The sequence below is a fragment of the Streptomyces sp. NPDC006265 genome (genome assembly GCF_040613555.1).
Classification (GTDB): Bacteria; Actinomycetota; Actinomycetes; order Streptomycetales; family Streptomycetaceae; genus Streptomyces.
Genome location: NZ_JBEXSH010000414.1, coordinates 1 through 7,768, shown reverse-complemented (window position 1 = coordinate 7,768; position 7,768 = coordinate 1). Strand labels below are relative to the sequence as shown.

The window sequence follows — 7,768 nt, the reverse complement described above, 5'->3', positions numbered from 1 at the left end:
TTCGCCGCGCGGGCGGCCCGCAGCAGCCGCTCCTGCTGCCCGGGCAGGCGCAGGGTCGCACGGTCCTCGGTCTCGCGGCCGTTGATGTACGGGTCGTTGCCCGCGACCACCACGACCACGTCCGCCGCAGCGGCGGCACGCGTCACCGCGTCCTCGCCGCGCTCGGCGACGACCAGCTCGAAGACCTCGGGATCTTCGTCGGCAACCTTCACGCCGTCGGCGGAGACACACACGTGCCGCCCCGTCCCCAGGTGCTTCAGGAGGTGCCCGTTCCCGTGCGGTTCCAGGCGGAACGTCTCCTGCACGATCCAGCCGCCCGGCTGGTCGGCGGAGGCGCGCAGGCAGCCGTCGTCGGCGACCGAGAGGTAGCGGCCGTCGGGGGCGCGCAAGGTCAGCACGCCCTCACCCCAGTCCGCGAGCGCCAGCTCGGTGCCGGCGGCGTCGGTCGTGAGTGCGGGCAGGTCGGTGCGGCCCCTGAGCAGCGCCGGGTCGAGCGCGCCCTCGGCGCCGCGCACCTCGTCGGCGGCCCCCTCGGCCGCCGGTACGTGCAGGAACGCACCCGCGGAGGTCTTCAGCCGGACCCGGTCCACGCCCTCCGCGAACTCCACCCGCTCCGCGCCGAACCGCTCGTACAGGCCCTCCAGCGGAGTCGAGCGGTGGATGAGCGTGCCGCTGTACCAGTCGAGCTTGCACTCGTCGGCGAGCGGCCCCACCACGGCGATCCGGGTGGCCGGGGCGAGCGGCAGCACCCCGTCGTTCTTGAGCAGCACGATCGCCTGCTCGGCGGCCTCCTGGGCGAGGGCGCGGTGCGCCGGGGTGTCGAACTCGCCGGTCGCGTCGTGCGGGTGGTCACCCGGGTCGAACTCGCCGAGCCGGAAACGGACCGACAGCTGACGGCGGACGGCCGTGTCGAGATCGGCCTCGGTCAGCAGGCCGCGCTCCAGGGCGCCGCGCAGCCGCCCGATCATCTGCGAGGAGTCCGTGCCGTGATCGGTGAAACTGTCGACGCCCGCGACGAGGGCGGCGGCGGTGGCCTCCTCGTGGGTGTCGAAGTAGTGCTCGGAGTCGACCAGGTTGCTCGGCGCCCCCGCGTCCGAGCAGACCAGCAGGTCTTCCTCTGTCCAGGTCCGCAGGTGCTCGGCCAGGTACGGGGAGACGTGGTTGGGACGGCCGTTGACCAGGTTGTACGCCGGCATCACCCCGGCCACCGCGCCCGCCTCGACGGTGTCGCGGAACGCCCGCAGGTCGTACTCGTGCAGCACGCGCGGGCGCACCGAGCTCGACGTCGTGGAGCGGTCCGTCTCGTTGTTGTGGGCCAGCCAGTGCTTCAGCACGGGCGCGGTGCGCCAGTAGGTGGGATGCTCGCCGCGCAGACCGTGCGTGTAGGCCGTCGCGATCGCCGAGGTGAGCTTCGGGTCCTCCGAGTAGCCCTCTTCGTTGCGGCCCCACAGCGGGTGGCGCAGCAGGTTGACCGTCGGGGACCAGACGTTCAGGCCGACCCGGTCGTCCTTGGCGCGCATCGCGCGGATCTCCCTGGACACCGCGTCGCCGACGCGCCGCACCAGCTCCGGGTTCCAGGTGGCGCCAAGGCCGACCGCCTGCGGGAACACCGTCGCCGGGCCCATCCACGCCACGCCGTGCAGCGCCTCCTGGCCGGTGCGGAAGGCGGCGACGCCGAGCCGTTCGACGGCCGGGGCGAACTGGTGCAGGAACGCGGTCTTCTCCTCCGGCGTGAGCCGCGACAGGAGGTCGTCGATCCGCTTCGCGAACGGCAGTCGCGGATCACGGAACGGTTCGGTGGATGGGGTGTGTGCGGTCACGTGGGGATCCCCTTGCGATGGATCGTGGAGACGCTTTCGAAGCGCTTCGATGCTGAGTGGCCGAGAGGTCGAGTGTCAAGGGAGCAGTGCCATGACTTCAAGCAGTGCATGAGGAAAGTCCCTTCTCGTACTGCGGAGGAAGTTTGTGAACGACCCTTGTGCGCCCTGGGGTGTTCACTTAACCTCACAGCAACATCGAAGCGCTTCGACTACGGCAAGCCCCGGTGGGTCGAAAGCTCGCTTCGGCTCAGCCAGTTCCACTCGAGACACCGCAGCCGACGGCCCTCCGCCGGGTGTCCTGGTGCGCCATGAAGGGTTGACGCAATGACGCCGAACGCCGCCTCCTCCGGACCGAGCCGGAGAAGTTTCCTCGCCTCCACGGCGGTCGCCACCGCGGCCGTGGCGGGCGGGATGCCGCTGCTTGCCGCGTGTGGCGGTTCGGACAGCGGCTCGAAGGACGGCACGACGTCCGGCAAGAGCGCCAAGAAGCTGCTGCCGGCCTACGTCGCGAGCAACGTGGTCTCGCCGGACATCCCGTCCAAGAACGGCTCGGCCATGGGCTTCACCGGCAAGCTCGACCTGGCCGACCTCAAGGCCTCGGTCCCGAAGAAGCTCGGCAAGGGCAGCCGCATCAAGATCATGTCGCCGTTCTGGGGCACGCCGCCGAAGGGCGACAACCCCTACTACACGACGATGAACGACCTGATCGGCGTCGACATCGCCTGGCAGAACCAGGACGGCAACACCTACGACGAGAAGCTGGGCGCGGTGCTCGCCTCCAGCGACCTGCCGGACGTCGTGGTCATCCCCAGCTGGAACATGGGCGGCAAGATACCCAGCGCCATCATCAGCAAGTTCGCCGACCTCGGCCCGTACCTGTCCGGGGACGCGATCAAGAAGTACCCGAACCTCGCGGCCATCCCGAGCGGCGCCTGGCAGTACTCCATCTTCGGCGGCAAGCTGCGCGGTCTGCCCCAGCCCGCTCCCGCCGTACCCGGCATCGTGCCCTTCTACCGCAAGGACGTCTTCGACAAGGAGGGCTACGAACTCCCCAGGTCTCCGGACGAGTTCCTCGCTCTCGCCAAGGAGATCAGCCGGCCCAGGGCCAAGGTGTGGGCCTGCGACGACATGAAGTGGTCCGCCTTCGAGTTCTTCGGTGTGCTCTCCGGCAGCGAGAAGCCGCTCGGCTGGAACCTCGCCGACGGCAAGATGGTCTACCGGGTCGAGACCGAGGAGTACCTCGAAGCTCTGGAGTGGGTGCGCAAGCTGTACGCGGCGGGTGTGGTCCACCCCGACGCGAGGGCGGTCCAGGGCACCGCGGGCGACCGGTTCACCGCCGGCCAGGTGCTGATCTACAACGACAACATCACGTCCTGGTGGGGCAAGATGGCCGAGCAGGCGGGCCAGAAGACCGACTTCCGCATCTCCGGCATGGACGTCTTCGGCGCCGACGGCGGCGACCCCGTCCTCTGGGCCGGCTCGCCCGCGGGCATCTTCGCCTTCGTCAACAAGAAGGCGTCCAAGGCCGTCGTCGAGGACATCCTGGCCGCCGCCAACGTCACCGCCGCCCCGTACGGCACCAAGGAGTACATGCTCACCAACTACGGGGTGGAGGGGACGCACTACACCGTCAAGGACGGGGTGCCCACCAAGAATGACAAGGGCAATCAGGAGGTCATCAACGCCTATGTGATGCTCGCCAGCCCCGCCCCGACCATCGCGCACCCGGACCTGCCGGACATCGCGAAGGAACAGGTGGAGTGGCAGCAGCGGATGGGCGCCTTCACCAAGAAGTCCACCTTCTGGGGCATGCAGATCACCGAACCGGCGCGCTACACCAACCTCTCCAACGACTTCGAACAGCTGGAGGACGACACCGTCCGCGGCCGCAAGAAGATCAGCGATGTGCAGCAGGCCGTCTCCGACTGGAAGAAGCAGGGCGGCGACAAGCTGCGGGACTGGTACCAGAAGCTGCACGACACCAACGGTTCGGCGCAGTGATCCGGCGCTGAGGCAAGGAGAAATCCGTGTCCAACAGCACGGTGCCGCGCAGCAGGGCCGAGGCGGAGACCACCGAGACGGCTTCCCGGGCGGCGGACGCCACCGGGGAGCGGCCGGGGAAGAGGAAACCCTCCGGCAAGCTGAGCCTCAGGCTGCGGTTCCGCCGCGACCGCACGCTGATCCTGATGACCCTGCCGGCCGTCGCGCTGGTCCTGGTCTTCAACTACATACCGATCCTGGGCAATGTCGTCGCCTTCCAGGAGTACGACCCCTACGTCAGCGACAACGGCTTCGTCGCGATGCTGGAGAGCCCCTGGGTGGGCGTCGAGCAGTTCGAGCGGATCTTCGCGGACTCGGCGTTCTGGGACGCCGTACGGAACACGCTCGTGCTGTTCGGCCTCCAGCTGGTGCTGTTCTTCCCCATCCCGATCGTGCTCGCGCTGCTCATCAACAGCGTGCTCAGGCCCCGGATCCGGGCGGTGTCGCAGGCGATCCTCTACCTGCCGCACTTCTTCTCCTGGGTGCTGGTGATCACCGTCTTCCAGCAGATCTTCGGCGGGGCGGGCATCATCGCGCAGACCCTCCGACAGCACGGCTACGAGGGCTTCGACCTCATGACCGACCCGGGGATCTTCAAGTTCCTGGTGACGTCGGAGGGCGTCTGGAAGGACGCGGGCTGGGGCATCATCGTCTTCCTCGCCGCACTCGCCTCGGTGAGCCCCGACCTCTACGAGGCGGCGGCCATGGACGGGGCCGGGCGCTGGCGCCGGATGTGGCACGTCACACTGCCCGCGCTGCGGCCCGTGATCGCCCTGCTGCTGGTGCTGCGCGTCGGTGACGCGCTCACCGTCGGCTTCGAGCAGATCCTGCTGCAACGCGACGCGGTGGGACCGGGGGCGGCGGAGGTCCTCGACACCTATGTGTGGTGGAACGGCGTCCGCAACCAGGACTTCAGCTACGCGGCGGCGGCCGGCCTGATCAAGGGCCTGGTGAGCGTGGCGCTCGTCCTCGCCGCGAACAAGGTGGCCCACTTCATGGGCGAGCAGGGGGTGTACAAGAAGTGACCGCCGTCATCGACAAGGCCGCCCTCGACGAGGCGGCGCGCGAACCCCGCTTCTGGGAGGCCCCGCCGCGGCCCGTCTGGGAGGAGGAGCCCAGCAAGGCCGGGGTCGCGGGCAAGGGCATCGTCCTGGCCGGCGCGTGCCTCGCGGTGCTCTTCCCGCTGTGGATCGTCATCGTCACCAGCCTGTCCTCGAAGCAGACCATCAACGCCGCCGGCGGCCTCGTGGTGATCCCCAAGGGCATCACCTTCGTCGCCTACCAGGAGCTGCTGAGCGGCGGGCAGGTGACCCGGGCCGCCATCGTCAGCGTGTGCGTCACCCTCGTCGGCACGGTGTTCTCCATGACGGTGTCGGTGCTGGCCGCCTACGGCCTGTCCCGCAGCGGGTCGCTGGGGCACCGCTGGCTGCTGATGACCCTGCTCGCGACGATGTTCTTCGGAGCCGGTCTCATCCCGACGTATCTGCTGGTGCAGTCGCTGGGCCTGACCGACACGTATCTCGCGCTGATCCTGCCGAGTGCGGTCAGCGTCTTCAACATCCTGGTGCTGCGGGCGTTCTTCATGAACATCTCGCCGGAGCTCGTCGACAGTGCGCGGATCGACGGGGCGGGGGACTGGCGGATCCTCTGGCAGATCGTCCTACCGCTGTCGCGGGCCGTCATCGCGGTGATCACGCTGTTCTACGCGGTGGGGTACTGGAGCGCCTGGTTCAACGCGTCGATCTACCTCAGCGACCAGGGCATGATGCCGCTGCAGAACGTCATGATCCAGCTGGTGCAGAAGCAGGAGGCGCCGGTGGGGGTGAGCCAGGCGATCAAGACCGGGCAGATCTCCGCGCTGGCGATCCAGATGGCCGTGATGGTGATGGCGTTGCTGCCGGTGGCCGTTATCTCGCCGTTCGTCCAGAAGCACTTCAAGAAGGGCATGCTCACCGGGGCCGTCAAGGGCTGACCGTAGGGCTGTCGGTTGTTCGTCGTCCGCGGCAGCCTCGAGGCTTGTCGCGCAGCTCCCCGCGCCCCTGAGGGCATCCACGTCCCCCTCTTTGCATGAACCGAGGTATGTCATGAGCACGTTTCACCTCAGCAGACGGTCCGTGCTGGCCGGGACCGCCGCCGTCGCCGCGGTCGTCTCCCTTCCGTCGATCCAGGGACAAGCCGCGGCCGTCCCACCCGCCAAGGGCGGATACCGCTGGCGCAACGCCGTCCAGGGTGGCACCGGGTTCATCACCGGGGTGCTGTTCCACCCCTCGGTGCGCGGGCTCGCCTACGCCCGGACCGACGTCGGCGGTGTCTACCGGTGGGACGATCGGACCGACCGGTGGATCCCGCTGACCGACCACATCGGCTGGGACGACTGGAACCTGCTCGGCGTCGAGGCCATGGCCGTCGACCCGGCCCATCCGAACCGGGTGTACCTCGCACTCGGCACGTACGCGCAGTCCTGGGCCGGCGACGGGGCCGTGCTGCGGTCGGAGGACCGCGGCGCGACCTGGAAGCGCACCGACCTCACCGTGAAGTTCGGGGCCAACGAGGACGGGCGGGGATGCGGTGAGCGGCTGCTGGTCGACCCGCGGGACAGTGACACGCTGTGGCTGGGCACCCGGCACGACGGGCTGCTCAAGTCGACCGACCGGGGCGCGACGTTCAAGGCCGTGAGCTTCCCGGCCGCGGCCTCCGCCACCGGCCAGGGCATCACGCTCCTGGTCGCCGCGGGCCGCAGCGTCTACGCCGGCTGGGGCGACTCCGACGGCACGGCCGGCAAGCCCAACCTGTATCGCACGACCGACGGTACGACCTGGGAGGCCGTTCCCAAGCAGCCCACCGGCACCGCCGCCAAGGTCCCGGTCCGGGCCGCGTACGACCGGCACACCCGTGAGCTGTACGTGACGTACGCCAACGCCCCCGGACCCAACGGCCAGTCGGACGGCAGCGTGCACAAGCTGCGTACCACCAACGGGAAGTGGACCGAGGTCACGCCGGTGAAGCCCGGCGGGACGACCGGCGACGGCGGGACAGACTCCTTCGGCTACGGCGGCATCGCCGTCGACGCCTGTCGCCCCGGCACCGTCGTCGTGTCCACCAACAACCGCTGGTCGCTGGTCGACACCCTGTACCGGACCACCGACGGCGGCCGCACCTGGAAGTCCCTGAAGGACAAGGCCGTTTTCGACGTCTCCGAGACGCCGTACCTCACCTTCGGCGCCGACAAGCCCAAGTTCGGCTGGTGGATCCAAGCCGTCGGGCTCGACCCGTTCGACTCCCGGCACGTCGTCTACGGCACCGGCTCGACCCTCTACGGCACCCGCGACCTCAAGCACTGGGCCCCGCAGATCCGAGGCCTGGAGGAGGCGTCCATACGCCAGCTGATCTCGCCGCCGACCGGCGAGGCGCACCTGCTCAGCGGGTCCGGGGACATCGGTGTGATGTACCACGAACGGCTCACGGCATCGCCGTCGCGCGGCATGGCGTCGAACCCGGTGTTCGGCACCGCGACCGGCCTCTCGCAGGCCGCCGCCAAGCCGTCGTACGTGGTCCGCGCCGGCTGGGGCGACAACGGCAACGGTGCCTTCTCGAACGACGGCGGCAAGACCTGGGCCCCCTTCAAGGCCCAGCCGGCCGTCGCCAAGACCGCGCCGGGACCGATCGCCACCAACGCCGACGGCAGCGTGCTGCTGTGGTCCTTCGGCACGGCCGACCCGGGCTGTCGCTCGGCGGACAACGGCGTCACCTGGGCCGAGGTCGACTCCTTCCCGAAGGGCGCCACGGCGGTCGCGGATCCCGTCGACCCGACCCGCTTCTACGCCTTCGACACCACGACCGGCACGCTCCACGCCAGCACCGACAGCGGCCGGACCTTCACCGCGCGGGCCACCGGCCTGAACTCGGGC

Annotated in this window: 5 protein-coding genes; 4 read left to right on the top strand and 1 reads right to left on the bottom strand. The window is 69.5% G+C overall.

Features of this window, described 5'->3' with window-relative positions; translation table 11 throughout:
• Positions 1-1,820 (bottom strand): glycoside hydrolase family 3 N-terminal domain-containing protein (locus ABZ281_RS28655; RefSeq protein WP_356660047.1); only part of this gene is annotated, 1,820 nt, incomplete at its 3' end.
• Between the two features lie 324 nt (positions 1,821-2,144).
• Between ABZ281_RS28655 and ABZ281_RS28650 the strand changes: the two genes are divergently transcribed.
• From ABZ281_RS28650 to ABZ281_RS28635, 4 genes are all read left to right on the top strand, one after another.
• Entirely contained in the window at positions 2,145-3,821 is a 1,677-nt protein-coding gene (locus tag ABZ281_RS28650) for an extracellular solute-binding protein (protein ID WP_356660045.1), read from the top strand.
• 26 nt (positions 3,822-3,847) lie between these two features.
• Complete coding sequence (locus ABZ281_RS28645) at positions 3,848-4,885, top strand: ABC transporter permease subunit (RefSeq protein ID WP_356660043.1); 1,038 nt, start codon at positions 3,848-3,850, stop codon at positions 4,883-4,885.
• On the top strand, positions 4,882-5,832 hold the full coding sequence (locus ABZ281_RS28640; RefSeq protein ID WP_356660041.1) for a carbohydrate ABC transporter permease: 951 nt from the start codon (positions 4,882-4,884) through the stop codon (positions 5,830-5,832). The genes ABZ281_RS28645 and ABZ281_RS28640 overlap by 4 nt, the downstream gene beginning before the upstream one ends.
• A gap of 112 nt (positions 5,833-5,944) precedes the next feature.
• On the top strand, positions 5,945-7,768 hold a 1,824-nt coding region (locus tag ABZ281_RS28635), incomplete at its 3' end, for a 1,4-beta-glucanase (protein ID WP_356660039.1).

What these genes read in the sequence shown, in the direction of transcription:
- ABZ281_RS28650 (WP_356660045.1), top strand. Translation starts at nt 2,145, where the DNA reads ATGACGCCGAACGCCGCCTCCTCCGGACCGAGCCGGAGAAGTTTCCTC.